We start from the raw sequence: 26,703 nt of genomic DNA, 5'->3' as shown, positions 1-26,703 counted from the left end.
TATGAGTTCGATTATTGACGTAGTGGCCCGCGAGATTCTGGATTCCCGCGGCAATCCCACCGTTGAAGCCGATGTACTGCTGGAATCTGGTGTCATGGGCCGCGCAGCTGTTCCCAGCGGCGCCTCCACCGGCGAAAAGGAAGCACTGGAACTGCGTGATGGCGACAAGAGCCGCTACTTGGGCAAGGGCGTGCTGAAAGCCGTAGAAAACATCAATACTGAAATCTGCGAAGCCATCATCGGCCTGGATGCTGCCGACCAGGCCTTCATCGACAAGACCCTGATCGAACTGGACGGCACCGAAACCAAGTCCCGCCTGGGCGCCAATGCCATGCTGGCCGTTTCCATGGCCGTGGCCCGCGCTGCAGCCGAAGACGCCGGCCTGCCGCTGTACCGCTATCTGGGTGGTGCCGGCCCGATGGCCCTGCCGCTGCCGATGATGAACGTGATCAATGGCGGCGCTCACGCCAACAACACCCTGGACATCCAGGAATTCATGATCATGCCGGTTGGCGCACAAACCTTCCGCGAAGCACTGCGCTGCGGCGCTGAGATCTTCCACAGCCTGAAAAAACTGTGTGACAGCAAGGGTTACGCCACCACCGTGGGTGACGAAGGTGGCTTCGCCCCCAACCTGGCCAGCCATGAAGATGCCATCAAGCTGATTCTGGAAGCCATCGATGCTGCCGGCTACGTAGCAGGCCAGGACGTGATGCTGGCGCTGGACTGTGCCTCTTCCGAGTTCTACAAGGATGGCAAGTACCACCTGACCGCCGAAGGCCTGCAACTGTCCTCCGAGCAGTTTGCCGACTACCTGGAAACCCTGGTCAACAACTACCCGATCATCTCCATCGAAGATGGCATGAGCGAACACGACTGGGACGGCTGGAAGATCCTGACCGACCGTCTGGGCAAGCGCATCCAGCTGGTGGGCGACGATGTCTTCGTCACCAACCCGAAAATCCTGGCCAAGGGCATCGAGGTCGGCATCTGCAACTCGCTGCTGGTGAAGGTCAACCAGATCGGCACCCTGTCCGAGACCCTGAAAGCTGTTGATCTGGCCAAGCGCTCCGGCTATACCAGCGTAATGAGCCACCGCTCCGGCGAAACCGAGGACAGCACCATTGCCGACCTCGCCGTGGCCACCAACTGCATGCAGATCAAGACCGGCTCGCTGTCGCGTTCGGATCGTATGGCCAAGTACAACCAGCTGCTGCGTATCGAAGAAGAGCTGGGTGATGCTGCCTACTATCCGGGCCGTGCCGCCTTTTACCACCTGAAATAAGCTGAACTATGCGCTGGCTGACCCTGACTCTGGTAACCCTGCTGATCGCCTTGCAATGGCCCTTGTGGTTTGGCAAGGGGAGCTGGCTCAGGGTCTGGCAGCTGGACAAGCAACTGCAGGAACAGCGGGCCGTCACGCAAAAGCTGATAGCCCGCAATGCAGCACTGGATGCCGAAGTACGTGATCTGAAGCAAGGAACTGACGCGATTGAGGAGAGGGCGCGAAACGAACTTGGTATGATCCGCAATGGTGAGGTATTTTTTCAATTACTGGATCCGGCCGCCTCTGCAAAACATTGACTAAGCCCATCCAAACCTTCACCCTCCTAGACTAAAAATAATTATGGCTGGCTTTAAAACTTCCAGGGTTTGGTCAATGACAACACAGAATCCGATTGAGGTTGCACGCGAAACGCTCAAGCAGCTGAGCATGCGCAAATTGCTGCCAACACCGGAAAATTTCGAGCGCGTCTACCACGAGCTCACACAAACCCCTATCGAGCGCGACAACAAGCTGGGCACCCAGCTGCTGCGGGCACTGGAAACCATTCCAGCCGAAACCCCGCAGAGCAAGACTTCCCTGCTGCGCATCAAACAAGCCACCGACGAGTCGCGCTGGGAACAACTGCCGCAGCTGGCCATTGATTTTCTGCGGCTGGCACTGACCGAGAGCAATCTGACCCAGACCTGGGGCAGCCTGATACAAAGCCTGATCCGCAGCTGGGATCTGCGCCTGCCCGACCTGCCACAACATCACAAGCAGGCAGCACTGGAGCGGGTACTGATCAACTACGGCAACCAGCCCGAAGAGCTCAATACCAAACTGTCGGCTCTGGTCAGAAACTGGAGCGCCCCTGCCAGCCAGCGCGAAGCGCTAGCCATGCCGGATGATCCGGCAAGCATCGGCAGCAATATTCCCACCGTAGCAGGCCAGGACAATAGCAGCTGGCCGCTATGGCAACGTACGCTAGCCTTTGCCCTCAAGCACGGGCTGGAACCGCGCCTGATCAGCATGCCGGACATGGTGGAATCGCTGGAAGCGCTGATACGCGAGCTGGAACAGGTTTGCGACGACGCCAGCCTCAACGTCTACATGCCCAAGCTGCGCGGTTTCATGATCAAGCTGGAACTGCAAACCCAGCAGGAAGGCCGCTTGGTTTCCGGGCTGACCAATCTGCTGCGCCTGTTGCTGGACAATGTCGCCGAGATCAACCGCTCGGATGATTATCTGGTCGGTCAGGTCCATTCTCTGCAGGAAGTGCTGTCGCACCAGCCGCTGTCGATGCAGCAGGTGTACCAGCTGGAAACCAGCCTCAAGGAAGTCATCCGCAAGCAGGGCATGCTGAAGAGCACACTGGACGAAGCCACCAGCTCGCTGCGCACCCTGCTGGACCGCTTCATCTCGCGCCTGGCGCTGATGACCGACACCACCGACGACTTCCACAGCAAGATCAGCAAACATAGCGAAAAATTGAAGCAAACCAGCAATGTCGAAGAGCTGAGCGGCATCATTGGTTCGCTGATGGAAGACACCTCGCTGATGCAGCTGGACCTGACCCGTTCGCGCGACGAACTCTTGTCAGCCCGTGAACAGGTAGAAGCCGCCGAACAGCGCATCAACGAACTGGAAAACGCACTCGAAGCCGCCAGCGCCAAGGTGAAGGAAGACCAACTGACCGGTGCCTACAACCGCCGTGGTCTGGCCGAGCATTTCCAGCGCGAGATCAGCCGTGCCGAGCGCACCAGCAGCGACCTGAGCGTCGCCTTGATCGACGTCGACAATTTCAAGCAGCTCAACGACCGCTATGGCCACCTGACTGGCGATGACGCCCTGAAATATCTGGTGGACGTGATCAAGCACAATCTGCGTCCGGCCGACATCGTCGCCCGTTTTGGCGGTGAAGAATTTGTCCTGCTCATGCCGGATACGCCGGTTGAAGAAGCCATCGACACGGTGCAGCGACTCCAGCGCGAACTGACCCGCACCTTCTTCATGGCCAATAACGACCGGCTGGTCATCACCTTCAGCGCCGGCGTGGCCAAATGGCATCTGGGCGAGCAAGACATCGAAGTGATCGAGCGTGCCGACCAGGCCATGTATCAGGCCAAGATCAGCGGCAAGAACCGGGTCATTTCAGCCGAGCCAGACCGTATCATCTGAGTCACGCAGTCAACACAAAAAAAACCGGGGAGCTACCCCGGTTTTTTCATTCTGCGCTACCGCCCTTGCTCATGCCCTTGCCGGCCTCAGCCCGCTGTCGCCGCACAGCTTTCGGGTCTGCCTGCAAGGGGCGGTAAATCTCTACCCGGTCCCCCTCGCGCAGCACGGTATCCGGCTTGATGGCCTTGCTGAAAATACCCAGCTTGAGAGCCGCAGCATCGATAATGGGAAACTGCGCCAGAATGCCCGACTCCCGCACCGCCTGCTCCGCCGTCGTCCCCACTGCCACCTGCATGGCCATGATGCGCTGCCGTTGCGGCAAGGCACAGGCGACCTCGATCCGAATCAGCTCAGTCATCGCCATAGACCTTGTCGGCATGTTTGATAAAGGCGTCCACCAGCGTGCCGGAGATATGGCCGAACACCGGGCCGATCACCTTTTCCAGCAGCTTGCTGGAAAACTCGTAGCGCAGGGTGAACTCCACCTTGCAGCCAAAATCGCCCAGCGGGGTAAATTGCCACAAGCCCTGCAAGTGCTGGAAAGGCCCCTCGACCAGCTCCATCAGAATGCTTTCGCCATCACGCAGGGTATTGCGGGTAGTGAAATGCTGGCGAATCTTCAGGTAATCAATATGCAGGCTGGCTACCTGCTGATCGCCCTCACGCGAATGCTCTTCTGCCTTGGCGCACCAGGGCAGGAAACGCGGGTAATTTTCCACCTTGTCTACCAGAGCAAACATCTGCGCCGGGGTATGACCAACCAGGACTTTCTTTTCTACAACCTGCATGGGGAAGCCGCACATTGTGCAAAATGATTCAAGCTGGCAAGTTTACCAAAAGCCGCCCCGGCTGTCCGTGCCTGTCCCGCAGCCGATTTCAAGCTGCTGATTTTCAGGAATTTTGGCCTGGACGCAGCTTCTGGTAGAATGCCGGATTCCCTTTTAAAGCCACGGAAATCTCAGGCTCATGAGCATCATCCAGAACCGCAAAGCCTTCCATGATTACTTCATCGAGGAAGAACTCGAGGCCGGGCTTGTGCTGGAAGGGTGGGAAGTCAAGGCCATACGCGCCGGACGCGTCCAGCTCAAGGAAAGCTATATCGACTGGAAAAACGGCGCTTTCTGGCTGATTGGCTGCCACATCACCGCTCTGCAGTCGGCCTCCACCCATGTCAAGCCAGACCCGGTACGCCCGCGCAAGCTGCTGATGTCCCAATCAGAAATGAACCGCTTCATCGGCAAGGTGGAACGCGCCGGCTACACCATGATGGCGCTGGACCTGCACTACAGCAAAGGCAATATCAAGGCCCAGGTTGGCCTGGCCAAGGGCAAGAAGCTGCACGACAAGCGTGACACGGAAAAAGACCGTGAATGGCAGCGTGAAAAGCAGCGCTTCATGAAGAACCAACGAGGTGGCGAATGAAAAAGAGCGCCGCCCTGCCCATTGCACTGATCTGCCTGGGTTCGGTGTGGTTTCTCAAAAGCACCGCCCTGCTGCCAAACACCTCCACCCTGCTTTCCCTGCTACTGGCAGCTGCAGGGTGTCTATTATTGATCATCGACGGCTTCAACAAATCCACCCTGATCAGCAGCCCGCTGCTGGTCTATGCCGGTGCCGCCATCTATCTGCGCGACAATATGGGCCTGCAATTGAGCCACCTGTTGTCGCTGGGCATGGTCGTGATGGGCTTGTTGATGCTGCTGGCACGTAGTGACCGCATTCCGGAGCGCAGCCTGCGCTGGCGCTCCATGCTGGAAGACCAGGACAAATCCTGATCCGGCACACCATTTACCCATTGAACGACAGGCCCTAGGGCCAACGGAACCTTTCAAGGACAGGCATGGACAAGATCCTCATTCTCGACTTCGGCTCTCAAGTTACCCAGTTGATTGCCCGCCGCGTACGCGAAGCTCACGTCTACTGTGAGCTTCATTCGTTTGACATGCCGATTGAAGAAATCCGTGCATTCGGCCCCAAGGCCATCATTCTGTCAGGCGGCCCCAACTCGGTGTACGAATCGGACTATCAGGCCGATCCGGCCCTGTTCGAACTCGGCGTTCCGGTGCTGGGCATCTGCTACGGCATGCAGTTCATGGCACAAAGCCTGGGCGGCAAGGTAGAAGCCGGTGACAAGCGCGAATTTGGCTACGCCCAAATCCAGGCACGCCATCACTCCAAGCTGCTGGAAGGCCTGCAAGACCACATCGACGATGCCGGCAACGGTTTCCTGGATGTGTGGATGAGCCACGGCGACAAGGTAACCGCCCTGCCGGCCGGTTTCCACGTCATCGCCGAAACCCCGTCCTGCCCCATCGCCGCCATGGCCGATGAAGCACGCGGCTACTACGGCGTGCAGTTCCACCCGGAAGTCACCCATACCAAGCGCGGCACCGAAATGATCCATCGTTTCGTACTGCACGTGGCAGGTGCCCTTCCTAGCTGGACCATGCCCAACTACATCGACGAAGCGGTCAAGAAAATCCGTGACCAGGTAGGCGATGAAGAAGTCATCCTCGGCCTGTCCGGCGGCGTGGATAGCTCGGTTGCTGCCGCCCTGATCCATCGCGCCATCGGCCCGCAACTGACCTGCGTCTTCGTTGACCACGGCCTGCTGCGCCTGAACGAAGGCAAGATGGTAATGGAGATGTTTGCACAGAACCTGGGCGTGAAAGTCATCCACGTGGATGCCACCGAACAGTTCATGGGCAAGCTGGCCGGCGAAACCGATCCGGAAAAGAAGCGCAAGATCATTGGCGGCGAATTCGTCGAAGTGTTCCAGGCCGAATCCAACAAGCTGAGCAATGCCAAGTGGCTGGCCCAGGGCACCATCTACCCGGACGTGATCGAATCGGCCGGTGCCAAAACCAAAAAGGCCCACACCATCAAGAGCCACCACAATGTGGGCGGCCTGCCGGAAGACATGAACCTCAAGCTGCTGGAACCGCTGCGCGAGCTGTTCAAGGACGAAGTACGCCAGTTGGGCGTGGCGCTCGGCCTGCCGCACGACATGGTGTATCGCCACCCCTTCCCGGGCCCGGGCCTGGGCGTGCGCATCCTGGGTGAAGTCAAAATGGAATACGCCGACCTGCTGCGCCAGGCTGACGCCATCTTCATCGAAGAGTTGCGCAATACCGTGGACGAAAAGACCGGCAAGAACTGGTACGACCTCACCAGCCAGGCTTTTGCCGTGTTCCTGCCGGTAAAATCGGTTGGTGTAATGGGCGATGGCCGCACTTACGACTACGTGGTGGCACTGCGCGCCGTGGTGACCAGCGACTTCATGACCGCCCACTGGGCCGAACTGCCCTATGCACTGCTGGGCCGCGCCTCCAACCGCATCATCAACGAAGTGCGCGGCATCAACCGCGTGGTTTACGATGTGTCGGGCAAACCACCGGCAACGATTGAGTGGGAATGAAACTGATTTAATATCAATTAGTTACTTACTGCACAAACGATTCGCAGCGAGAGTGAAGGCACTGAAGAGTTTTGCTCTGAGGTGCTTTGCTGGCCAAGCTACTTGGACAGAAATTGGACAGCACACTCACCATGCCAAGCCCGGGAAACCGGGCTTTTACTTTATCGCCCGCTCATCACACCCTGCTGGAGTGGACACTACCTCATCAGCAGCAAGCCAGATACTTAGCCTCTTCTCACGCGACATCGGGATGCACCTTCCCTTCGGTGTGCCTATACAGTACAGCCCTCACAGCGTATAGCTTGCTAGCGTGGCAATTTGTTGCCCGGCAAGGGTAGCCAGATGCACCGCCGTATCCGCCGTAGTCTGCGCCGCAGCACTCGCCTGCTCAGACATCTGCGCAGTCCGCTCGACTTCGCGGGCGATGTTGTCGCTAGCCACACCTTGCTGGCTAATCGCGGCACTAATCTCGCTTACCAACGCCCCTGCACTGGCCGATGCGCTACCAATTTGCTTGATTGCATGATCTGCCAGATCGGCCCGCTCTACACCACGGGCCACCAATATCTCAGCGGATTGCATTTGCACGGTAGCCTGTTGCGCACGCGCAATCATGGTGGTGATGGTGTGGGATATTTCCTGTGTCGAACGGGCGGTGCGCTCGGCCAGCTTGCGTACTTCATCGGCGACCACGGCAAAGCCACGCCCCTGCTCGCCGGCACGCGCCGCTTCGATAGCTGCATTTAAGGCCAATAAATTGGTTTGATCGGCAATCTCCCGAATCACCATCACCACCATACTGACCTTGCCACTATCATCTTCCAGTTCGCGGATGCTGCTGGATGCTGTTTGCACCATACTGGCAATCTCGCGAATATCCATAATGGTCTGGCCGACAATCTCGGAACTCTGCCCCACAAGCAGCCCCGAGTTAGCAGATAGCGCATGGGCTTCACGTGCCCGGCTGGCAACATGATTAATGCTCACCGTCATTTGCTCAACAGTAGCGGCCATGCTTGCCGCAGCATTACTTTGCGCGGAGGATGCGCCAGACACTTGGCTGGCCGTTTCCGACATCTGCAAGGAAGCCTGCGCCACCTGCTGTGCGCCATGCAGAATGCTCTGCAAATTGCCCTGCAACACACTCAACAGGTGATTGAAGGCAAGCGCGGTCTGGCCAATTTCATCCGGATGCAATACCACCGCCCGCTGGGAAAAATCCAGAGTTTGACTCACATTGAGCAAGCTGCCCTGAATGCCATTCAGCCCGTTACGGATGATGCGGAACAACTGGGCAGCCAACAAACTCGATGCCATCACCGACGCCGCCATCAAGGCAATCGCCATTTGCATCGACCACTCATAGCTTTGCTGGTTTTGCGCATTGAGTGCACGCACCTGTTGAAAATTGTAAGCGACATGCTGCTTGAACTGCTGCCCCAAGGCAGTACTCATGGCGCGCGCATCCACCACCAGTGTGCGGAACGCACCATCACGATCGGTGGCGCTCTGGCGGATCACGCGATCGCGTACCGCACGATAATGGCTCAAGGCCAATTGATCAGCCGCCAGCATTTGCCGGTCGGTCTCATCGCTTACATCATGTGCAGCATAATCGACCAGAAAGTCATCCAGCTTTTTGTCATTTTGTGCAATTGCCTGTTGTGCGGCTTGGCGAATTGCCACATCCGGTGCGACCAGATATTTCAAGGTGGCCAGCCGCATTTCTGCGGTGGTGTGCTGTGCCTCAGTAATGGCGGCGATGCTGGTAGTGGTATTCATCGCGACAAAACGGAAGCGCTGTTGGGCCTGGTGTAATTGCCAAATTCCATAACCACCAACGCAGAGCATGGCGAGCAAGCTGATAGACAAAGTCAACGTGAGATGTTTGGTGATTTTCATATTGATCTCAAAGGAAAAGTACGAGAAATGTGCGATCGCCTTATCCACAGCATTTGCAACATCTATGCCAGTGAAATCAATAAATCAATCGGTTGATTTTAAATATTTTTCTAAATACAAAGATGAACTGATGTTCGGTAAGGCGTGTATTCCTACCCTGACAATGCACGCCTTACCGTATGCCATCGCGGCGATAGCACGCCACGACGGGCGGTGCCGCGCTCTATGCGCCCCACCCAGCCATGGCAGCCTCCATCTGGCCAGGCTGTGTTGTTGCACTACAGCAAATGTGTGACCGTGAGCATTTGACGTGCTTCATCCCGACTGTTACGGTCAACAGGCATACACGGGAGATGGGAACCATTCTTTTAGCATGATGGTCCGATACCGTTTACCCGCTTCAACTTTAGCCAAGGAGATCGCCATGTCCGATGCCGCACTCAATCAGGAAAAAGAACAACTGCTGGAAGATGTCCGTCAAGTTTTGTCCAGCACCGAAGATTTGCTGGGTGCTGCCGGCGATGAAGGTGGCGAAAAAGGTCGCGAGCTGCGCAAGCGCCTGAGCGAAAACATCAAGCTGGCCAAATCCCGCCTGCTGGAAGCAGAAAAAGTGGTGGTTGGCAAAGCCAAGGTAGCCGCCAAGGCAACCGATGACTACGTGCATGAAAATCCGTGGAAGTCGATCGGTATCGCAGCCGGTGTGGGCTTCCTGCTGGGTATGCTGGTTTCGCGCCGCTGATGCGGATTGACTGAATGAGCGATACCCCACGCCAGACACCTCGCCCGGGCAGCATCCGCTCGCTGATGGGCGGGGTGTTTTCCTTGCTGCTAACACGCTTTGAGCTTTTTTTGCTTGAAGCCGAAGAGCACAAGGACAATCTGCTGTTCAGCCTGCTGCTTGGCGGACTGGCGCTGATTCTGTTGCTGATCGGTCTCTTGTGTGCACTGCTGCTGGTGCTGGTGCTGACACCGGCGGCCTACCGCCCGGCGGTTTTGTCCTGTCTCACGCTGGGCAGCGTACTGGGTGGGCTTGGTTTGCTGTGGCAACTGAGGCGACGCGCGCATCGTAGCCGTGCGCCGTTTGCCGGTACTGTCGCTGAAGTCCGCAAGGACTGGGACAGCCTGAGCGGGAGGCGCTGAGATGTCACCACAGGATCGTGCACTGAAAAAGCAATTGCTGCTGATGAAAGGTGAAGTGCTGCGCGTGAAGCTGAAGCTGGAAATCGACAGCTTGCGTCAACGCCCACTTGGCCTGGCAGGCGAGGGCTTCAAGGCTTTCTCGACCAGTAGCGCGCTGGGAAAACTGGTCAATACGCTGGCGGCCATCCTGCCTTCGGAATCGCTGCGCCAATGGTTGCGCCGGGCATCACGCGTATTTCTGCTGTGGAAGCTGGCCAGCAAGTTTTGGCCATCTCGATGATCAAGCAAGCGGCGACAGCCGCTTTTTATTTGGCTGGCTTCAAGACTGCACACCGCTGCCAGCGCTGTCAGTGCCACCAGCATTGACGTCCGCCCCGCTGAACTGGACTGCGATAGTGCTTTGCCCGCTATCACTGTTGTCGCCACCATTGAGCATATGATCAATGGCTGCCATATCCTTGTCACCCGACTCCAGCAATTTTTTCAAACCATCATCCGACTGCATTTGCTGGCTGCGCTGCTTGAGCCACTGCTGAATCGACTTGATGCTGTTAAGCATGATTTGCAGCTCGAGATTCCCCTTCAATGCCGAGCCATTACCGGTCACACCAGCAGCATCTGCGGCCAGGGCGCTACCCAGCTGCTGCCTGCTGTCGCCAGTGGCAGCGGCGGCGTCTGCATCGGCTGGCGCTTGCTGGGTGACATCGCTGGCATTGGCATCGTCGCTGACTTGAGCTGACTTGCCATCGCTGCTGTCCGTTGCCGTGCTCGCGGCGGCCGGCGCACTCGCTGACACGGTCAGCGCCATGCTCTGCTGCGAGTCATTGCCTGTGGCATTGGCAACCATCTGACGCAGCTCGGACGTAATCTGCTTCAGCTGCATCGCGATGGCACGCAGTCCGCCTTTATCCCGGCCAACCAGCATCATCATCTGGCGCAGATTCTTGATGCGCTCTTTCAGCATGTCCATACGGCTACCATCCAGCTGCTGCGCCTGACTGGACTGGCTGCGTGTCGCAGAGCGGCTACGCAGGCTGGCTTGTTGTTGCTGCCACTGACTCAAAGCGAGTTGGAGGGATTGATTGACCGCTTGCTTGCCGCTATTTGGCAAGGCGGAGGGCAGAACAGCGCTGGCTGATCCCGTTAGCGCTGCCGGCATGCTGGTGGCGGACTTGTTGGCAGCAGACGCAGGGGTGTCACTAGCGCGTGACACCGTCTGGCTAAGGAAAGGGGAAAAAAACTGGATCTGGCTCATGCCTGCAGCTACCGAGACGCTATCTTTATGTGAATGTATCGGCATTATCGGCAACTTCTTTAAGTCAACGGTACAAGACTGGTCAGCAATACCGTTAAAATGCCTGCACCTTGGACTGTACACATACACTCGATGCCCTCTTCTTCTACCGACCTGCTAGGCACGCCGCCCCTGCCACCTGCCGCGGTGCAATGGCTGCGCGACATGGGCATTGCCAGCCGGGAGCAGCTACAGCAACAGGGCAGCGTAGCCGCGTTTCTGCTCCTGAAAGCAGCCGGCCATAGCGTGACCACGCGCCTGCTGTTCGCACTGGAGGCGGCGGCGCGCGGCGTGCACTGGTCGCAACTGAGTGATGCCGACAAGCAGCATTTACGCCAGCAACTGGCTGCACACCCGCCGGTGTCACTGCCTCCGACGGCTGCGGACATTGAACGCTTCATGCAGCAGGCCATGTTGCAGGCCGAGCTGGCCGCTGGACAGGGCGAAGTGCCTGTGGGCGCGGTGGTGGTGAAAGATGGCCAGATCATCGGCCGTGGTTTCAATCAGCCGCTGGGCAGCTGCGATCCGTCGGCCCATGCCGAAATCCAGGCGCTGCGTGCTGCCGCACGGCATGAGGGTAATTACCGACTGGACGGTTGCGACCTGTATGTCACACTGGAGCCTTGTGCCATGTGCAGCGGTGCCATTTTGCATGCACGGCTGGCACGGGTGATATTCGGGGCCTACGAAGCCAAAACCGGCACGGCGGGCAGCGTGACCGATCTGTTTGCGCTACGGCAGTTGAATCATCACACCGCGGTATGGGGAGGACAGTTGGCCGAGCCGTGTGCGGCCCAGTTGGCCACTTTCTTCCGCCAACGCCGGTCGCAGGAGTCCTAGCATGTACAGACTGTCGTGGAACATGATCCTGCTGTGCGGCCTGCTGGCCGTGCCCCGCTTTGCGTCTGCAGCTGCGGCAGAGGATGCTGCCGGATTTATCCTGCAGACAGAGCAGGATGGCCCCATTCAAAGCACCCGTGCCAATCTGCGCCATTACGGACAACCATGGATTCTGGTTGGCATACGCAGCCAGTCGCTCAGCCTGTTTGACGAGTGGGGCCGGCAGCAGCAACGCTATGTAGCCTCTACGGCCAAACGCGGAGCAGGCGAACAGGTCAACAGCTACCAGACCCCGCGCGGCTGGCACCATGTGTGTGACAAGCTGGGGGCCGGTGCCGAAGAAAACACCATCATTTTTCGCCGCCGGGTCACGCCGTGGAAGTACACGGCCGAATTGCACCAGCAATACCCCGACAAGGACTGGATCCTCACCCGCATCCTGTGGCTGTGCGGTGATGAACCGGGCAAAAACCAGGGCGGCAATGTCGACAGCTATGACCGCGCCATCTACATTCACGGGGCCGGCGACCATGTCGCCTGGGGCAATCCGACTTCGCTGGGTTGCGTACGAATGAAAAACCCGGACATTATCCAGCTGTTTGAGCAGACGCCAAACGGCATAGACGTTTTGATAGACGAGAATTCCTGATCACCATGCACGCAGCTCTCAACCTGACCACGCCGGCCCTGCTGTTTCCCGCCATTTCCCTGCTGTTGCTGGCCTATACCAATCGCTTCCTCGGTCTGGCCAGCATCATCCGTAATCTGTATACCGATTACAAGGAAGAACAGAATCCCAAGATCCTGCTGCAAATCGGCAATCTGCGTACCCGCATCCAGCTGATCAAATGGATGCAGTTTCTGGGCATCGGCAGCCTGTTCCTGTGCACCATGGCCATGTTCCAGATCTATACCGGCTGGCAGCAACTGGGCGAGCTGTCTTTCGGCATCAGCCTGCTGATGATGATTGCCTCGCTGGCCACCTCGCTGTGGGAGCTGGTGCGCTCGTCCGATGCCCTGAACATCCTGTTGTCCGATCTGGAAGCCGAATCGCACCGCCAGCAGCGCTAAGCACCTGTCCGACCAGACCATAAAAAAAACCGGCCGCGCCGGTTTTTTTGTTCACGCCGGTTTGCGGCCGGCAATGATGTGCAAGGGCATGCTGACGCGCCGCACGATGGTCGGGTCGCCCCAGCCACGGGCCAGACGCTGGCGGGCATCATTCAGCACATGGTTGCCCAGGCTTTGCACGCACAACTTGGTTGCCGACCAGGTATGCAGATAGCCCAGCAGCTGCTCGAAATTCCAGTCCATCATGATCTGGCATTGCGGCGTTTCCAGCGGTGGCAACGGCAGATCGACATCACGGTAGCCATCCCACAGCAGCTGACTGCAACTGGACCAGAACGGCTCGATGACAGCGCGGAAAAAGCGCATGGCGTCGTCCACCTGTGGATTGACATGAAACCAGTCATAGCCCCAGGCCGCAAATACACCACCCGGCTTGAGTACCCGCTCGACATGAGGCCAGAAACGGGGGAGATCGAACCAGTGCAGCGACTGCGCCACCGTCACCAGGTCGAATACCGCATCGCCAAAGGGTGGATGCTCCACCGCACACTCGAAATACATGATGTTATCGGCACGTTCGGCAGCGGCAAGCTGGCTGTGATTGATATCGCAGGCATCGACTCTGCCAAATCTGCGGGCCAGCTGCAGCGCCGCCAGTCCCGTACCCGTGGCGCAATCCCAGGCACGCTCGTGCCCGGTAACCGCGGTATTCAGCCAGCGGAATAAACTGTCCGGATAGCGCGGTCGGTAGCGCGCGTATTGGTCGGACTGCAAATCAAATGTGGCAATGGCACGCATATCCATGATGGGGCTCAAATAAACGCTCTCTCAGGTAAACAGTGCGCCGGACTATTCCGCGTCACCCTTTCATTTTGCACAGAAATGATAATAGCATTGAAAATCAGCGCCAATTAGAATTAATTTATTTTACAAATATTTATTTAAACAAGTCGCCATTTCCACCCGGAAATAATAATCAGACAGTTAAATAGCAGCCAATATTGGCTACTATTATTCTTTATCGCTTATGCTGGCCAATACTTGTTCCGGATCAGCCATTCAGCAGATTGTGTTGATTATTTCAGCGGGAAAAACAACATCAGGCAGGATCAGCAAGCTTGCCGCCCATGGCGAAAATCCGCAGGACAGGCAGACGGAGAGCTGCAGCAAAGCCAGCAGACTGAATGGGCCGCTACGGCAGGCAGCCGCAGCAGCATGCGCCAGCATGAAAATGCTGACAGGCGGATTACCGGCCTGGTGGGCTGGTGCGACGCAGGCGGGCTGCCAGCCATTGATCCAGCTTGCCGGCAAACTGTTGACGATCAGCCTGGCTGAATGGCGGCGGGCCGCCGCTCTGAATACCGCTGGCGCGCAGATTGTCCATGAAATCGCGCAGAGTCAGCTGGCCTTCGATGGTATCGCTGGAATAGGCTTCCCCACGAAAGTTGATGGCAGCAACGCCCTTGGCCAGTACCTGTGCCGCCAGCGGAATATCACCGCTCACCAGCAGATCCCCTTCCTGGCATTGCCGGGCGATCTCGGCATCGGCCACATCAAAGCCCTGCCCTACCACAATGCTGCGGATATGAGGACTGGCCGGCAAGGCTGGCCGGCGGTTGGCCACAAATACGGCTGGCGTGGCCGTGCGCTGGGCAGCGCGACAAATGATGTCGCGGATCACGGCAGGACAGGCATCGGCATCTACCCAGATGGTCATGATTACGGTTCTTGTGTGGCTGGAGTGCGGCAAGCCTACAACAGTCGCCATGCTTCTGCCCATGGCAATTTGTTAAAGTTGGTGCATTCATTACCAAGCTAATGGCATAAACCGGCCAAGGCCACTATAGTAGTGGGGCATGATTTCCGTCCCTCCCCTCACAAGGTTTGTTGAATGACCCGCGCGCTGACCATCCTGGTGGCCGAAGACAGTCCGACCTCCCGTCAGATTCTGCTCGACTACATCCGTCTGCTTGGCCATGAAGCCGTGCCGGTGAGCAATGGGCAGGAAGCGGTGGAATACTGCCTCCAGCAGCGGCCCGACGTCATCTTCATGGATGTCACCATGCCGGTGCTGGATGGCTTTGCCGCGACGGCTGCGATCCGCCAGCTGCTGGGTGAGCACTGGATTCCCATCATCTTCCTGACCTCGCTGTCGGATCGCAGCCAGTTGCTGCGCGGCCTGGCCATGGGCGGCGATGATTACCTGACCAAACCGATTGATCTGGACATGCTCACCGCCAAGCTGCATGTGCTGATCCGCATTTCGGAGATGCAGCAGCGCATCGCCTCGGACAGCGAGCGGCTGGAAAGCTACTACCGCATCAACGAGCAGGAGCAGATGTTTGCCCAGATGGTGCTGGACCGCTTTACCCGCCGCGCCGAGCAGACACCGCCCAATATCCAGCAATGGCAGCGCCCGGCGATGAATTTCAGCGGTGACACCATCTGCATTCGTCGCTGCCAGTCGGGGCTGGACCGCATCATGCTAGCCGATAGCACGGGGCATGGGCTGGCGGCGGCCATCTGCGGCCTGCCGGCGGTGGATACATTCTTTGCCATGTGCGACCGCAATCTGCCGGTGCAGGAGATTGCCCGCACCATCAACCGCAAGCTGCACACCATCCTGCCCATCGGCCGCTTTGTCGCCGCTGCCATCATCGAGGTGGATTACCAGCTGCAACGCATAGCGGTATGGAATGGCGGCATTCCCTGTGCCATGTATGTCGACCGCCAGGGTGAGGTGCTCAAGTCTTTTGGCTCGCGCTCACCGCCTCTGGGCATTCTGCCGGACAGCGCTTTTGAATCCTCGCTCGACTATTACAGCTGGGAAGATGCCGGTGCGCTCATCGTCTGCTCCGACGGCGTGACCGAAGCCTATGACGACAGCCGCCAGCCCTTCGGGGTGGATGGCATCCTGGGTGCGGTAAGCCAGGCGCGCACGCTGGACATCCAGGGCTCCATCACCCATGCCGTCAACCAGCATCTGGCCGGGCGGGAAAACCACGATGACATCTCGCTGGTGGTGGTCCGCTGCCAGTAAAGCATTACCAGCAAATAAAAAAGCCGATCACCGTTTAGCGGTGATCGGCTTTTTTCATGGTGAACCCGCTCAAGCTTGCGGTGGTGTGCAATTTTCCGGGGTGCAGAACAGGGCCGCATCTTCGCCGGTGGCCACCAGCTCTCCCAGCAAGGCTGCGACAAAAGCTTGCGGCTGCCCCAGCCAGGGCGATACATCCACCCGCTGCCACTGGCCGTTCTGCTCCAGCAGCAAGCTGGGAAAACCGCTCAAACCGGCCTGCTGCATACGCAAGCGGCTGTCCGCAGTATGTGCGGCCACGCTTTCCAGCTGCCGCTCCAGCTCGGCTGCAAATTCTGCAGCCGGCAGACCCAGTTCTCCGGCCAGCTCCTGCAGTACCTCGGGTTTGGCAATTTGCCAACCACGCTGATAATGCGCCCGCTGCAGAACAGACAACATGTCCAGTGCCGGCAGGCCCAGTTGCGCGGCGGCCAGAATGGCTGCCGTTGGCGGGGTCGAATCAAACACCGCGCTGCTGTCTCGCAGCAAGCCCTCAAAGTAAGCCTCACCAAACTGCAGGCCGGTCATCTTGGCAATACGCTGATCATGCGGCATCACATAGTCGCGTAGCGCCGGGGTCACCGCTTGACGATTGGCACCGCTCATCATGCCGCCGCCATGCAGTTGCAGCGACAATTGCGGCTGGGCAGCTGCGGCTTGCAACAGTGGCGAGGCGGCATAGCACCAGCCACACAGCGGATCATAAAAATAATGCAGGGTGGCTTTTACCATTTCATCTCGCCCTTGTTGACCTTGGCACCAATTTCCAGCGACATGGCTTCACCAGCCTGGGGGAAAGCTTGCTGCATACGCTGGATCAGCTCGGCACTATTGGCCGAAGACGCCAGATTCTTTTCAAACTGCTGCAGATAGTCGCGGGTAAAGCGCAGGCTGGCCACGCCGGTGGCAGCACCAGCCGCCATGTGGCCTGGCACGACCTGCTCGGGCTGCAGCGCTTCCATTTCATTCAGCTGGGCCACCCAGGCCTGACGCTCCTGCTTGCTTTGGGTATCTGCCGTCCACACATGCAGGCCGGAAACCACGCCGACATTACCCACGATGGCGCGAATCGACGGAATCCACACATAGCCACGGTGGGCCAGCGGGCCGGTAGTGCCGCGCACTTCCAGCACCTGGCCTTCCAGCATCAACTGCTTGCCAGACAAGGCATGCGGCAGTGCCAACGGAGCCTGGGGCGCATTGGCACCCATTTTCGGCCCCCAGAAAGCCTGCTTGCCTGCCACATTGGCCTTGATCTTGGCTAACGTCGGTGCGGCGGCAAGCAGTTCGGCCTGCGGGAAAATCTGCTTGAGCACGGTGGCACCGAAGTAGTAATCCGGATCGGCCTGGCTCACGTAAATGGTTTTCAGCTGCTTACCGCTATCCAGCACGCGGGCGGCAATGCGGTAGGCGTCGGCACGGGTGAAGCCGGTATCGATCAGCACGGCATCTTTTTCACCGCTGACCAGCACCGAAGTGACATTGAAGCTGTTGTCGTCGGCATTGTAGACCGACAGTTTGAGCGGTTCGCCGGCATGGGCAAGCGTGGTGCCCAAGGCCAGGGCAAGCGTCAGCGGCAGGAATTTCAAAGTGGAAAGCTTCATGTGTATCTCCTGAATGGTGGCGGGCATCTACCCTGCGTGTCATTGATGGAGTGCACTTTAGCGCTAAAAATAATGCAGATAAATCCGTTAACCTGGGCAGTATTGTTTCAAAAAAAGAGCAAATCGCTATTGTTAGCCGTTTAGAAAGGAAGCGGAGTTTGCCTGGCGTCCATGCGCATTCCGCCGGCGGTATTAACGCGGTATCACCGCAGCGCAGCAGACGATGAACAGCGTCTTAACCGGCCAGTGGCTGGCAGGAGTGCATGGCCACGATACGGTTACGCCCCTGCTTCTTGGCCTGGTAGACCGCCGCATCCGCCGTATTCACCAGCCAGTCGGGCTGCTGGTTGATGCTGGCGTGCGCCACAGCAATGCCAATGCTGATGGTAACGACCCTGCTGCAGCCGGATGAGGGATGTGGCAAAGCCAGCGCCTCAACCTCGCTGCGGATGCGCTCGGCCAGCGCCATGGTCTGCTGCAGATTGCAGCCACTGAGCAACAGGACAAACTCCTCACCGCCATAGCGTGCCGCACAACCTTGCCAGGGGGCCGCATTACGACTGATCACCTGCGCCACCTTGATCAGGGTCTCGTCCCCCATCTGGTGGCCCTGGCTGTCGTTGTAACGCTTGAAGTAATCCACATCGACAAACAGCAGGGCGATGTCTACCTGCTGCTGCAGGCGCCGTTCCCAGAAAATGAGCAATTGCTGGTCGAAATAGCGTCGGTTGAACAGGCCGGTCAGGCCATCAACCGTGGAGATTTGCTGCAGATACTTGAAGCCCTGCTGTAGCTGGCGGTGATCGCGCTGCAACTCCAACGCCAGCAGATAGCTGCGCCGCTCCTCTTTTTCCAGCTGGAACAGGCCGAGCAAGCCCAGCAATACGCAGGAAACCAGCAGAATGAAGATGAGCGAACGCGCCGCCTCCTCAAGAAAATGCAAACCGCACAATACCCAGCCGAGGTAAGCCAGCGAGACAACGCAGCTATAGCAAGCCAGGCGGAAGGGAATGCGCAATCCGAACATCATGAACACCAGGCACAGCATCACCCCGCCATAGTAATGCTGGGCGGTCGGCATATGGCTGATCGAGAAAAACCAGGTCAGTCCCAACACAAAGGCGGTGCTGGCCACCACCACGGAATATTCGTAGTAAGGCTGGAATGGCCGCCAGAAACTGCAGATGATGGTCAGTGCAGCAAAACCTGGCAGCAGCAGCAAGCGCCAGATCCAGATGCGCTGATAAACATCCACCAGGTAAAAGCGGTCGACCAGACCGTACAACATGAACACCACGATACCGATGGCACCGAACAGCCGATAACGCCGGATGCGATGCGCCGCCGTATCCCGCTGGTAGATTTTTTCCAGCAGCGGTGGGAACTGTAGCTGATGCCAGGGCTGCTTGTCGGCAGTCGCCAGCGCCTGATTCAGGCTGGGAGGCATTTTCGCTACCATGGTCTCCCCCTCGTCAACAAGGTGGTGCCTGGCATCCATTCGAGATTAGACATGGTGCGATCCAGTGCGTACCGTATGGGTCTGAATAGCGACACGATGCGGAAAAAAGCAGCGCTGCCACGCGATGAGCAGCCTGCTTGCCGGCAGTATAACGGAAATGCCCGCAGGCAAGCCGCTAGCGCAGCCAGCAGAGCCGCCATTTGATGACAAATGAGCAAATTGCCTAGCTGTTTGGCAGGCATGGCTCAAAACTGGCGGATTGCCGCCTTTTTATCTTGCTGTTTCGCTGTGCAAGGGCTCGGCCAAGCCGTATCACTGGCACCGAAAACAAACAAGGAAAACCATGGATCGCCTGATTGCCATGCAGGTATTTGTTGAAGTCGCCCGCCGCGGCAGCTTTACCGCAGCCAGCGAAGAGCTGGACCTGAGCCGCGCCATGGTGACGCGCTATATCGCCGAGCTGGAAGACTGGCTGGGCGCGCGCCTGCTGCAGCGCTCCACCCGCAAGGTGACGCTGACCGATGCCGGTGCCAGCTGCCTGGCCCGCTGTCAGCAGATGCTGGAACTGGCGGCAGAAACCCGCGAAGAGGTGGGCCTGCGCGATGGCCAGTTGCGCGGCCAGCTACGCATCACTACCAGCATGTCCTTTGGCATGGCGCAGCTGGCACCGGCCATCAGCGATTTTCTGGCCGAACACCAGCAGATCCGCATTGACCTGCAATTGGGCGACCGTGCGGTCAACCTGATCGAAGAAGGTGTTGATCTGGCCATCCGCATCACCAATGACCCGGAGCCGGGCCTGATCGCGCGCCGGCTGGCTGATTGCCATTCAGTCATTGTCGCGGCTCCCGCCTATCTGGCGCGGCACGGCCAGCCACTACAGCCCGCCGATCTGGGCCAGCACCATTGCCTGAGCTACAGCCAGTTTGGCCGCAGCGAATGGCGCTTGCGCCGCGGCGAGGAAGAAGCCGTGGTCAAGGTACATGGCCGGCTGAGCGCCAATGAAGCCGTGGCGCTGCTGCAGGCCTGCCGCCATGGTGCCGGCCTGGCCATGCAGCCCTATTATCTGGTCAAACCGCTGCTGCACAGCGGCGAACTGGTGGCACTGCTGCCAGACTGGCAGCCCGTCAGCATGGGCATTTATGCGCTCTACCCTTCGCGCCGCCAGTTGCCGCTGGCCATGCGCACGCTGCTGGACTTCCTGCAGCAGCACTTTGCCCCCACCCCGCCCTGGGAACAGCCTGTTGCAACGCCAGTCGCTCATTGAAAACTCTGCCGCCACTGGCTGGGTGACACGGCATAGCGTTGACGGAAGTGATGACGCAAGGACTCGGGCGAGCCAAAACCAGCCAGCTGGGCAATCTGTTCAATAGTGTGATCGGCGCGTTCCAGCAGGCGCTGACTCAACAGCAAGCGCTCGTCCAGCAACCACTGGCTCACCGTGCGCCCGGTAAGTTGCCGGAAATGCCGGGTAAAACTGCGCCGGCTCATCGCCGCCTTGTCTGCCAGGCTGTCCAGGGTATGCGGCGCGGCCAGATTGGCCCTGATCCAGTCCAGCAGCACCGCCAGCCGTGAATCACCGGCGCTGGCCGGCAGTGGCTGCTCGATGAACTGCGCCTGCCCGCCCTGACGGTGTGGCGGCACCACCAGCCGCCGCGCCACGCCATTGGCCAGCTCGGCCCCGTAGCGCTGGCGCAGCAGATGCAGGCAGCAATCCAGCCCGGCTGCCGTACCGGCCGAAGTCAGCATCTGGCCGTCCTCCACATACAGCACCGCCGGGTCCAGCCGTACCTGCGGATAGCGATGGGCAAAGTCATCGGCATAGGCCCAGTGCGTGGTGGCCGCACGACCATCCAGCAAGCCGGCCTCGGCCAGCACATAAGCCCCCAGACACAGGCCGACGATCTGCACACCACGCGCCGCTGCCTGCTGCAGGGCAAGCAACAAGGGCGGCGGCACCGCGCGGCCAGCCTGCCAGCTGGGCAGGATGATGATGTCGGCAGCAAGCAGTGCTTCCAGACCATGCTCACAGTGGATGCTGAAACCGGCGCTGGTGCGCAGCTCACCGGCTTCCGCACTGCACACCCGCAGGTCGAATGCTGGCAAGCCCGGATGGGCATCGCCAAACACCACGCAAGGCACCGACAGGTGAAAGGGGCTGATCTGGGCAAAGGCGACAACGGCAATGACGGGGGTGGACATGGCGGGATACCAGCGCGAAACAGGATTGGCCCGATCTTAACGTATTATGGCAAGCGGGCCACTATGGCAGTCTGTCGTCGGTGCTGATAATGAGCGCCTGACCACCTGAAACCGGAGCATGCACATGACAGCACAAGACAGCGCACTGATCGTGATCGATCTGCAGAACGACTATTTCCCCGACGGCAAATATCCGCTGTGGAATACGGCAACCGTACTGGATAACTGTGTGGCGGCCATCGAACGGGCCAACACACTGGGGATGCCGGTGATTCTGGTCCAGCACGTGGCCGACGGCAGCAAGGGCATCGCGCCTTTCTTCAATGCCGGCAGCGCGGGCGTGGCCATCCACCCGCGTATTCTGGCCGCCGCCCCGCAGGCACCGATGGTGATCAAGCAGGCCGCCGACAGCTTTCATCAGACCACGCTGCAGGCAACACTCGATCAACTTGGCAGCCGCAAGCTGCTGCTGTGCGGCATGATGACGCAGAACTGCGTGACCCATACCGCCCTGTCACCCGCAGCCGCTCAGTACGAGGTGGCGGTGCTGGCCGATTGCTGCACCACGGTGGACCAGATGCTGCACGCCATTGCGCTGAATGCCCTGTCTATCCGTGTGGCCCTGCCGACGGCGGCGCAAGCACTGGCCTGAAGCGCCCCTCTCTCAGCCCAAATAGAAAAACCCGCCGGATGGCGGGTTTCTGATTACTGAAAGGCAAAGAAGCAGGATCAGGCCTTGTTGACCGGAATCTTGCCAATCTTCACGCGCCATTCCGCCGGGCCGGTGTTGTGTACCGAGATACCGTTGGAATCGACTGCCACCGTTACCGGCATGTCCTTGACTTCGAATTCGTAGATGGCTTCCATGCCCAGATCGGCAAAGCCGACCACCTTGGAGGCCTTGATGGCCTTGGACACCAGGTAGGCCGAACCGCCCACTGCCATCAGGTACACCGCTTTATTGTCCTTGATGGCTTCGATGGCAGCCGGGCCACGCTCGGCCTTGCCGATCATGCCCAGGAGACCAGTCTGCTCCAGCATCTGGCGGGTGAACTTGTCCATGCGGGTGGCAGTGGTGGGGCCTGCCGGGCCAACCACTTCGTCACGCACCGGGTCAACCGGGCCGACGTAGTAGATGAAGCGGTTGGTGAAGTCCACCGGCAGCGCCTCGCCCTTGTTCAGCATGTCCACCATGCGCTTGTGCGCGGCGTCACGACCGGTGAGGATCTTGCCGTTGAGCAGCAGCACATCGCCCGGCTGCCAGCTGGCCACTTCTTCCTTGGTGATCTGGTCCAGATCAACGCGCTTGCCATTGCTGGTGTCGTAGGTGATTTCCGGCCAGTCTTCCAGGCTGGGCGTAGCCAGATGAGCCGGGCCGCTGCCATCCAGATGGAAATGGATGTGACGGGTGGCGGCGCAGTTGGGGATCATGGCGACCGGCAGGCTGGCAGCGTGGGTCGGGTAGTCCAGAATCTTCACGTCCAGCACGGTGGTGAGGCCACCCAGGCCCTGCGCACCAATGCCCAGCGCATTCACTTTTTCGAAGATTTCCAGGCGCAGCTGTTCAACGCGGGACAGCTCGGCACCGCTGGCAGCCTTGGCTTTCAGCTCGTGGATGTCCACGTGCGACATCAGGCTTTCCTTGGCCAGCAGCATGGCTTTTTCCGGCGTACCGCCAATGCCGATACCCAGGATGCCCGGCGGACACCAGCCAGCGCCCATGGTGGGCACGGTGTTGACCACCCAGTCGACAATGCTGTCGGACGGGTTCAGTGCGTAGAACTTGGACTTGTTCTCCGAGCCGCCGCCCTTGGCCGCACAGGTCACTTCCACGCCGTCGCCTTCGACGATCTCGAAGTGCACCACGGCCGGGGTGTTGTCCTTGCTGTTCTGGCGCTTGCCAGCCGGGTCCAGCAGCACGGAAGCGCGCAACTTGTTGTCCGGGTTGTTGTAGGCGCGGCGCACGCCTTCGTTGACCATTTCCTGTACCGACAGGGTGGCATCCCACTGCACATTCATGCCCACTTTCAGGAACACCACGGCGATGCCGGTATCCTGGCAGATCGGGCGACGGCCTTCGGCACACATGCGGCTGTTGATCAGGATCTGCGCCATGGCGTCCTTGGCCGCCGGGCTTTCTTCGTGCAGATACGCCTGGTACAGCGCGTCGATATAGTCCTTGGGGTGGTAGCAGCTGATGTATTGGAAAGCATCGGCGATGCTTTGAATGAAATCATCCTGACGGATAACGGCCATGAGAGGTTTCTCCAGCGTAGTGGGCTGTTAGAAGCTGTACACGATCTGCCGCATGGATGAGGCGGCATGGCGCGATCGCGGACACGCTCTTAGGAATTGTCGGATTATTTTAGGGCCTTACGCTGCATTGCGCCATGCCTGCGCCGGGATTAGAAGGTATTCATGATCTAGGGAACGAAGGGTCAGACAAGGCGAAAGGGCGTGAAAAAGCGCAATGGACATGGCGTCCATGAGCATTTTGAACGCCATTTCAACGCAGGATCACCCGAGTATCGCAGAGCGTGAGCAGGTTCTCAGATATCAATCAGCGGTCCATCCTGTGCCCGCTGCAGCACGCTGGCAAAGGATTGCAGCGCCTGCTCCAGCGCCCGCAGCAAGCCAGGCAAACTGGCGTGGTGCTGGCCACGGGCGGCCTGCTCCACCTGTGCGGCAGCCTGTGCCAGCGCGGCCGCTCCCACATTGCGGCTGGCACCCTTGATCCGGTGCGACAGCAGCACCAAAGCCTGCAGGTCGCCACTGTGCCAGGCTTGCAGCAGCGCATGCAGGTCGGCCTGCTTGTCATGCAGAAAAGCCTGCAACAGTGCTCGTTGTTGCGACCAGTCATCCTGATACAGCACGCGCAGCACGCGGTGATCCAGCACCGGCAGCGATTCGTCCACAGGCGGTGCCGGCATGGCGGCTTCGACGACCTCGGCGCGCAGCTGCACAATCAGCTGGCAGCCCAGCCCGCTACCATGCTCCAGCTGCAGCCTGGCACCGCTCAGCCGAGCCAGACGGCGAATACTATGCCAGCTGGCGGCATGCTGTCCGGCCTTGCGGGCGGTATCCGGCTGCTGCAACAGCGCGGCCAATGCCACCGCCGGGCCATCATCCTGACTACCCTCATGCATGATTTCGATGGTGATGATCTGGCACATCTGCTGCTGTGCCAGCAGCTGCGTCCTGAGCAGAAGGCCACCCTGGCGGGTGTAACGGATGCTGGCAGCCAGCAGTTGCTGCAACAGCTGCTGCAAGGCGAGCGAGTGCAGCAGCAAGGACGGTGCCAGCACGGCATCGGTGTCCAGCTGCCAGGCCAGGCCCTGTTGCGCTGCCGACTGGCGGCAGCTGCCGTGCAGCTGTGCCAGCAATTGTGGCAAGCACATGGCGACCATAGGCCGCTGCTGCGGATTTGCCTGCTTGCGCTGGCGCAGGTGTGTGGAAGTGGCTCTTTTCATCGGCATCTTCCCGAGCATGTAAGGAGGCGCCGCCGGCGGCGGCTCATGCAACATAGCCTAGCCACAGGGCAAGGCGCTGGCTTCGCCGCCGCGCTGGCTGGCCTTGACATGGTACATGGCGTGATCGGCCTCGTTGACCAGTTGCTCGGCCGTGGTGCCATCACGCGGGTACAGGCTGTAGCCAATGCTGGCCCCCACTTCCAGCCGCTGCCCGGCCACGGTGATGGCTTCGCCGATGCTCAGCCGCAGCTTGTACATCAGCTCGCCCAGCGCCGCATCGGTGAAGTTGCCCTGCAGCAGGATCAGGTATTCATCCCCCCCCATGCGCGCCACCATGTCGCTGCCGCGCACGGTATGCAGCAAGCGGCGGGCGACAATCTGCAAGACCTGGTCGCCGATGGCATGGCCATGGCGGTCATTCACTTCCTTGAAGTGGTCCAGATCGACAAACAGCACGGCGAACGGCGCGCCATTACGCTGCGACAGCTGCAATAGCTGCTCCAGCCGCTGGAAGAACAAGGCGCGGTTGGCCAGCCCGGTCAGGCTGTCGTGGTGGGCCAGATAGCTCAGTTCGCGCTGATTGTCGTACAAGCTGGCCATGTGGCTGTTGATCTGCCGCTGCGTGCGTTCGAAATTGCGCGCCAGTACGCCGATTTCATCATTGCGCTCCACCGGCAGCACCTGCTGCAGCTGGGTTTCGGAAAAACTGCTGGCGGCCTGCGCCAGGGTGTTGATCGGCCGCAACAAGGCGCGGGCGAACACCACCGCCAGCAAGATGGCGATGGCGCTGAAGGCCAGTACCATGTGGATGATGCGCAGCCCCAGCGGCGCAGCGCTTTCCAGCACCGCATCCAGCGGCTGTACCAGCCCGGTCACCACGAAATCATCGCGATTGCCCAGCCCCACCGGCTGGCGCACAAAAGCCATCACCCGGTCTGCGGCCTGCTGTGGCTGTTCCAGCCCGCTGAGCGCCAGATTGTTGAGCTTGCGCTCGAACAGGGGCTGGGTGGCGGCAAAGCTGTCCTGCATCAGGATACGGCGGCCCTGCTCGAAACCGAAGGTTTGCGTCGGGTCGGGGTGGACCAGAAAATCGCCCCAGCGGTTGGCCATATACAGCTGATAGCCCTTGGGCAAGTCGGCACGCAGCTGTCCCAGCAGCCGCTGCAGATCGAGACTGATCACCAGCAGCCCACCCGGCTGGCCGTCGCTGCGCGGCAGCGGCGTCGCCACCATCATGCCGGGGCGTCCTTCGGCGTCATGTGCGGCCCGTTCGTGATTGATGCCGATGGCTGACTGGTAGATTTGCCCGGCCGGCAAGGCCAGGGTTTCAAACACATAGGGGAAGTGGCCTTTTTCCTGCAAATCCGCGCCCGCCACCCGCAGGGTCAGCCCGCCACTGCTGTCTACCCTGACCAGTTCCAGCCCGTTGTCAGCCGCACCGATCAGCCTGACCTGCAAGTATTCGGGATGCAGCGCCAGCATGCCGGCAAATGCCTGCGCCAGTTCGTCGCGCGCCCCTTGTGCCTGCTGGCCGCCATGACTATTGATCACCTGGGCCACCTGCACCAGCCGTGCCAGCAGCATGGCGTCATCGGCGGCCTCTTCCTCGGCCTGTTGCAGCCGGCGGTTCACCCCGCGCGCAGCCATCAGCAAATCGCCCTGCGCCGCCGACACCAGCATGGTGCGGTTGGCGGTAAAGGCGTAATAGCCGGTGAGGCCGGACGACAGGATGCCGAACACCGCCAGTAGCAGCGCCAGTTTCACCAGCAGACCGGAGCGCAT

28 protein-coding genes are annotated in these 26,703 nt (G+C 59.5%); 15 read left to right on the top strand and 13 right to left on the bottom strand.

Going from position 1 to position 26,703, the window contains the following annotated elements; genetic code table 11:
- Window position 1 precedes the first annotated feature (1 nt).
- The 3 genes from eno (at window position 2) to DBR44_RS15445 (ending at window position 3,445) form a co-directional block, all read left to right on the top strand.
- On the top strand, window positions 2-1,285 hold the full coding sequence (gene eno / locus DBR44_RS15455; RefSeq protein WP_124644910.1) for a phosphopyruvate hydratase: 1,284 nt from the start codon (window positions 2-4) through the stop codon (window positions 1,283-1,285).
- Between the two features lie 8 nt (window positions 1,286-1,293).
- A complete protein-coding gene (gene ftsB, locus DBR44_RS15450; RefSeq protein WP_059284867.1) occupies window positions 1,294-1,584 on the top strand; it encodes a cell division protein FtsB in 291 nt (96 codons plus the stop codon).
- 76 nt (window positions 1,585-1,660) lie between these two features.
- A complete protein-coding gene (locus DBR44_RS15445) occupies window positions 1,661-3,445 on the top strand; it encodes a GGDEF domain-containing protein (protein ID WP_124644909.1) in 1,785 nt (594 codons plus the stop codon).
- Window positions 3,446-3,491: 46 nt separating this feature from the next.
- Here the strand turns inward: DBR44_RS15445 and DBR44_RS15440 are convergent, their stop codons facing one another.
- Together DBR44_RS15440 and DBR44_RS15435 are read right to left on the bottom strand one after the other, a co-directional pair.
- Entirely contained in the window at window positions 3,492-3,803 is a 312-nt protein-coding gene (locus DBR44_RS15440) for an RnfH family protein (protein WP_124644908.1), read from the bottom strand.
- Entirely contained in the window at window positions 3,796-4,233 is a 438-nt protein-coding gene (locus DBR44_RS15435; RefSeq protein WP_124644907.1) for a type II toxin-antitoxin system RatA family toxin, read from the bottom strand. Before DBR44_RS15435 ends, DBR44_RS15440 begins: the two co-directional genes overlap by 8 nt.
- Window positions 4,234-4,411: 178 nt before the next feature.
- Between DBR44_RS15435 and smpB the strand changes: the two genes are divergently transcribed.
- From smpB to guaA, 3 genes are all read left to right on the top strand, one after another.
- A complete protein-coding gene (smpB, locus tag DBR44_RS15430; protein WP_103525334.1) occupies window positions 4,412-4,867 on the top strand; it encodes an SsrA-binding protein SmpB in 456 nt (151 codons plus the stop codon).
- Window positions 4,864-5,220 (top strand): hypothetical protein, encoded by a 357-nt coding sequence (locus DBR44_RS15425; protein ID WP_124644906.1) that lies wholly within the window; start codon window positions 4,864-4,866, stop codon window positions 5,218-5,220. The genes smpB and DBR44_RS15425 overlap by 4 nt, the downstream gene beginning before the upstream one ends.
- A gap of 65 nt (window positions 5,221-5,285) precedes the next feature.
- A complete protein-coding gene (gene guaA / locus DBR44_RS15420) occupies window positions 5,286-6,863 on the top strand; it encodes a glutamine-hydrolyzing GMP synthase (RefSeq protein ID WP_124644905.1) in 1,578 nt (525 codons plus the stop codon).
- A 288-nt stretch (window positions 6,864-7,151) separates the two neighbouring features.
- Here guaA and DBR44_RS15415 read toward each other — a convergent pair whose 3' ends face one another.
- Complete coding sequence (locus DBR44_RS15415) at window positions 7,152-8,765, bottom strand: methyl-accepting chemotaxis protein (RefSeq protein ID WP_124644904.1); 1,614 nt, start codon at window positions 8,763-8,765, stop codon at window positions 7,152-7,154.
- A gap of 424 nt (window positions 8,766-9,189) precedes the next feature.
- Here DBR44_RS15415 and DBR44_RS15410 point away from each other — a divergent pair, with 424 nt between their 5' ends.
- From DBR44_RS15410 to DBR44_RS15400, 3 genes are read left to right on the top strand one after another with little or no spacing between them, the layout of a single operon-like run.
- Entirely contained in the window at window positions 9,190-9,504 is a 315-nt protein-coding gene (locus DBR44_RS15410) for a YqjD family protein (RefSeq protein ID WP_124644903.1), read from the top strand.
- 14 nt (window positions 9,505-9,518) lie between these two features.
- On the top strand, window positions 9,519-9,905 hold the full coding sequence (locus DBR44_RS15405; protein WP_124644902.1) for a phage holin family protein: 387 nt from the start codon (window positions 9,519-9,521) through the stop codon (window positions 9,903-9,905).
- Between the two features lies 1 nt (window position 9,906).
- Window positions 9,907-10,185: a hypothetical protein gene (locus DBR44_RS15400; protein ID WP_124644901.1), complete on the top strand. Its 279-nt coding sequence runs from the start codon at window positions 9,907-9,909 to the stop codon at window positions 10,183-10,185.
- 39 nt (window positions 10,186-10,224) lie between these two features.
- Here DBR44_RS15400 and DBR44_RS15395 read toward each other — a convergent pair whose 3' ends face one another.
- On the bottom strand, window positions 10,225-11,289 hold the full coding sequence (locus DBR44_RS15395; RefSeq protein ID WP_233578603.1) for a hypothetical protein: 1,065 nt from the start codon (window positions 11,287-11,289) through the stop codon (window positions 10,225-10,227).
- A gap of 24 nt (window positions 11,290-11,313) precedes the next feature.
- On the opposite strand from DBR44_RS15395, the gene tadA reads away from it, so the two are divergent.
- From tadA to DBR44_RS15380, 3 genes are read left to right on the top strand one after another with little or no spacing between them, the layout of a single operon-like run.
- Window positions 11,314-12,039 (top strand): tRNA adenosine(34) deaminase TadA, encoded by a 726-nt coding sequence (tadA, locus tag DBR44_RS15390; RefSeq protein WP_199731072.1) that lies wholly within the window; start codon window positions 11,314-11,316, stop codon window positions 12,037-12,039.
- A gap of 1 nt (window position 12,040) precedes the next feature.
- Window positions 12,041-12,688, top strand: coding sequence for a L,D-transpeptidase (locus DBR44_RS15385; RefSeq protein ID WP_124644898.1), 648 nt, complete (start codon window positions 12,041-12,043; stop codon window positions 12,686-12,688).
- Window positions 12,689-12,693: 5 nt separating this feature from the next.
- A complete protein-coding gene (locus DBR44_RS15380) occupies window positions 12,694-13,110 on the top strand; it encodes a DUF2721 domain-containing protein (protein ID WP_124644897.1) in 417 nt (138 codons plus the stop codon).
- Between the two features lie 51 nt (window positions 13,111-13,161).
- On the opposite strand, the gene DBR44_RS15375 is transcribed toward DBR44_RS15380, so the two are convergent.
- Both DBR44_RS15375 and DBR44_RS15370 read right to left on the bottom strand, forming a co-directional pair.
- Entirely contained in the window at window positions 13,162-13,914 is a 753-nt protein-coding gene (locus DBR44_RS15375) for a class I SAM-dependent methyltransferase (RefSeq protein ID WP_124644896.1), read from the bottom strand.
- Between the two features lie 442 nt (window positions 13,915-14,356).
- Window positions 14,357-14,827 carry a YaiI/YqxD family protein gene (locus tag DBR44_RS15370; RefSeq protein ID WP_124644895.1) on the bottom strand — a complete coding sequence of 157 codons (471 nt, stop codon included), beginning with the start codon at window positions 14,825-14,827 and terminating at the stop codon, window positions 14,357-14,359.
- A 174-nt stretch (window positions 14,828-15,001) separates the two neighbouring features.
- Here DBR44_RS15370 and DBR44_RS15365 point away from each other — a divergent pair, with 174 nt between their 5' ends.
- Window positions 15,002-16,150, top strand: a complete 1,149-nt coding sequence (locus DBR44_RS15365; protein WP_124644894.1) for a SpoIIE family protein phosphatase — start codon at window positions 15,002-15,004, stop codon at window positions 16,148-16,150.
- Window positions 16,151-16,219: 69 nt separating this feature from the next.
- On the opposite strand, the gene DBR44_RS15360 is transcribed toward DBR44_RS15365, so the two are convergent.
- From DBR44_RS15360 to DBR44_RS15350, 3 genes are all read right to left on the bottom strand, one after another.
- Window positions 16,220-16,918, bottom strand: coding sequence for a DsbA family protein (locus tag DBR44_RS15360; RefSeq protein WP_124644893.1), 699 nt, complete (start codon window positions 16,916-16,918; stop codon window positions 16,220-16,222).
- Window positions 16,912-17,790, bottom strand: a complete 879-nt coding sequence (locus DBR44_RS15355) for an MBL fold metallo-hydrolase (RefSeq protein WP_124644892.1) — start codon at window positions 17,788-17,790, stop codon at window positions 16,912-16,914. The genes DBR44_RS15360 and DBR44_RS15355 overlap by 7 nt, the downstream gene beginning before the upstream one ends.
- Before the next feature lie 235 nt (window positions 17,791-18,025).
- Entirely contained in the window at window positions 18,026-19,237 is a 1,212-nt protein-coding gene (locus tag DBR44_RS15350; RefSeq protein WP_233578602.1) for a diguanylate cyclase, read from the bottom strand.
- Between the two features lie 355 nt (window positions 19,238-19,592).
- On the opposite strand from DBR44_RS15350, the gene DBR44_RS15345 reads away from it, so the two are divergent.
- The gene (locus DBR44_RS15345; protein WP_124644890.1) at window positions 19,593-20,516 is read left to right on the top strand and encodes a LysR family transcriptional regulator; all 924 of its coding nucleotides are present in this window, start codon (window positions 19,593-19,595) and stop codon (window positions 20,514-20,516) included.
- On the opposite strand, the gene DBR44_RS15340 is transcribed toward DBR44_RS15345, so the two are convergent.
- Window positions 20,510-21,451, bottom strand: a complete 942-nt coding sequence (locus DBR44_RS15340; protein WP_124644889.1) for a GlxA family transcriptional regulator — start codon at window positions 21,449-21,451, stop codon at window positions 20,510-20,512. The genes DBR44_RS15345 and DBR44_RS15340 overlap by 7 nt on opposite strands.
- A 124-nt stretch (window positions 21,452-21,575) precedes the next feature.
- Between DBR44_RS15340 and DBR44_RS15335 the strand changes: the two genes are divergently transcribed.
- Window positions 21,576-22,103 (top strand): cysteine hydrolase family protein, encoded by a 528-nt coding sequence (locus tag DBR44_RS15335; protein ID WP_124644888.1) that lies wholly within the window; start codon window positions 21,576-21,578, stop codon window positions 22,101-22,103.
- A gap of 77 nt (window positions 22,104-22,180) precedes the next feature.
- Here the strand turns inward: DBR44_RS15335 and DBR44_RS15330 are convergent, their stop codons facing one another.
- The 3 genes from DBR44_RS15330 to DBR44_RS15320 all read right to left on the bottom strand — a co-directional run bounded on the left by DBR44_RS15330 (window position 22,181) and on the right by DBR44_RS15320 (window position 26,703).
- Window positions 22,181-23,707 carry a fumarate hydratase gene (locus DBR44_RS15330; RefSeq protein ID WP_124644887.1) on the bottom strand — a complete coding sequence of 509 codons (1,527 nt, stop codon included), beginning with the start codon at window positions 23,705-23,707 and terminating at the stop codon, window positions 22,181-22,183.
- A gap of 293 nt (window positions 23,708-24,000) precedes the next feature.
- The gene (locus DBR44_RS15325) at window positions 24,001-24,921 is read right to left on the bottom strand and encodes an Hpt domain-containing protein (protein ID WP_158613631.1); all 921 of its coding nucleotides are present in this window, start codon (window positions 24,919-24,921) and stop codon (window positions 24,001-24,003) included.
- Window positions 24,922-24,978: 57 nt separating this feature from the next.
- Window positions 24,979-26,703, bottom strand: coding sequence for a diguanylate cyclase domain-containing protein (locus tag DBR44_RS15320; RefSeq protein ID WP_124644885.1), 1,725 nt, complete (start codon window positions 26,701-26,703; stop codon window positions 24,979-24,981).

The organism is Aquitalea sp. FJL05 (assembly GCF_003852595.1).
GTDB classification, from domain to species: Bacteria; Pseudomonadota; Gammaproteobacteria; order Burkholderiales; family Chromobacteriaceae; genus Aquitalea; species Aquitalea aquatilis.
The sequence above is the reverse complement of the archived record's forward strand: the minus strand, read 5'-3'. Positions and strand labels throughout refer to the sequence as shown.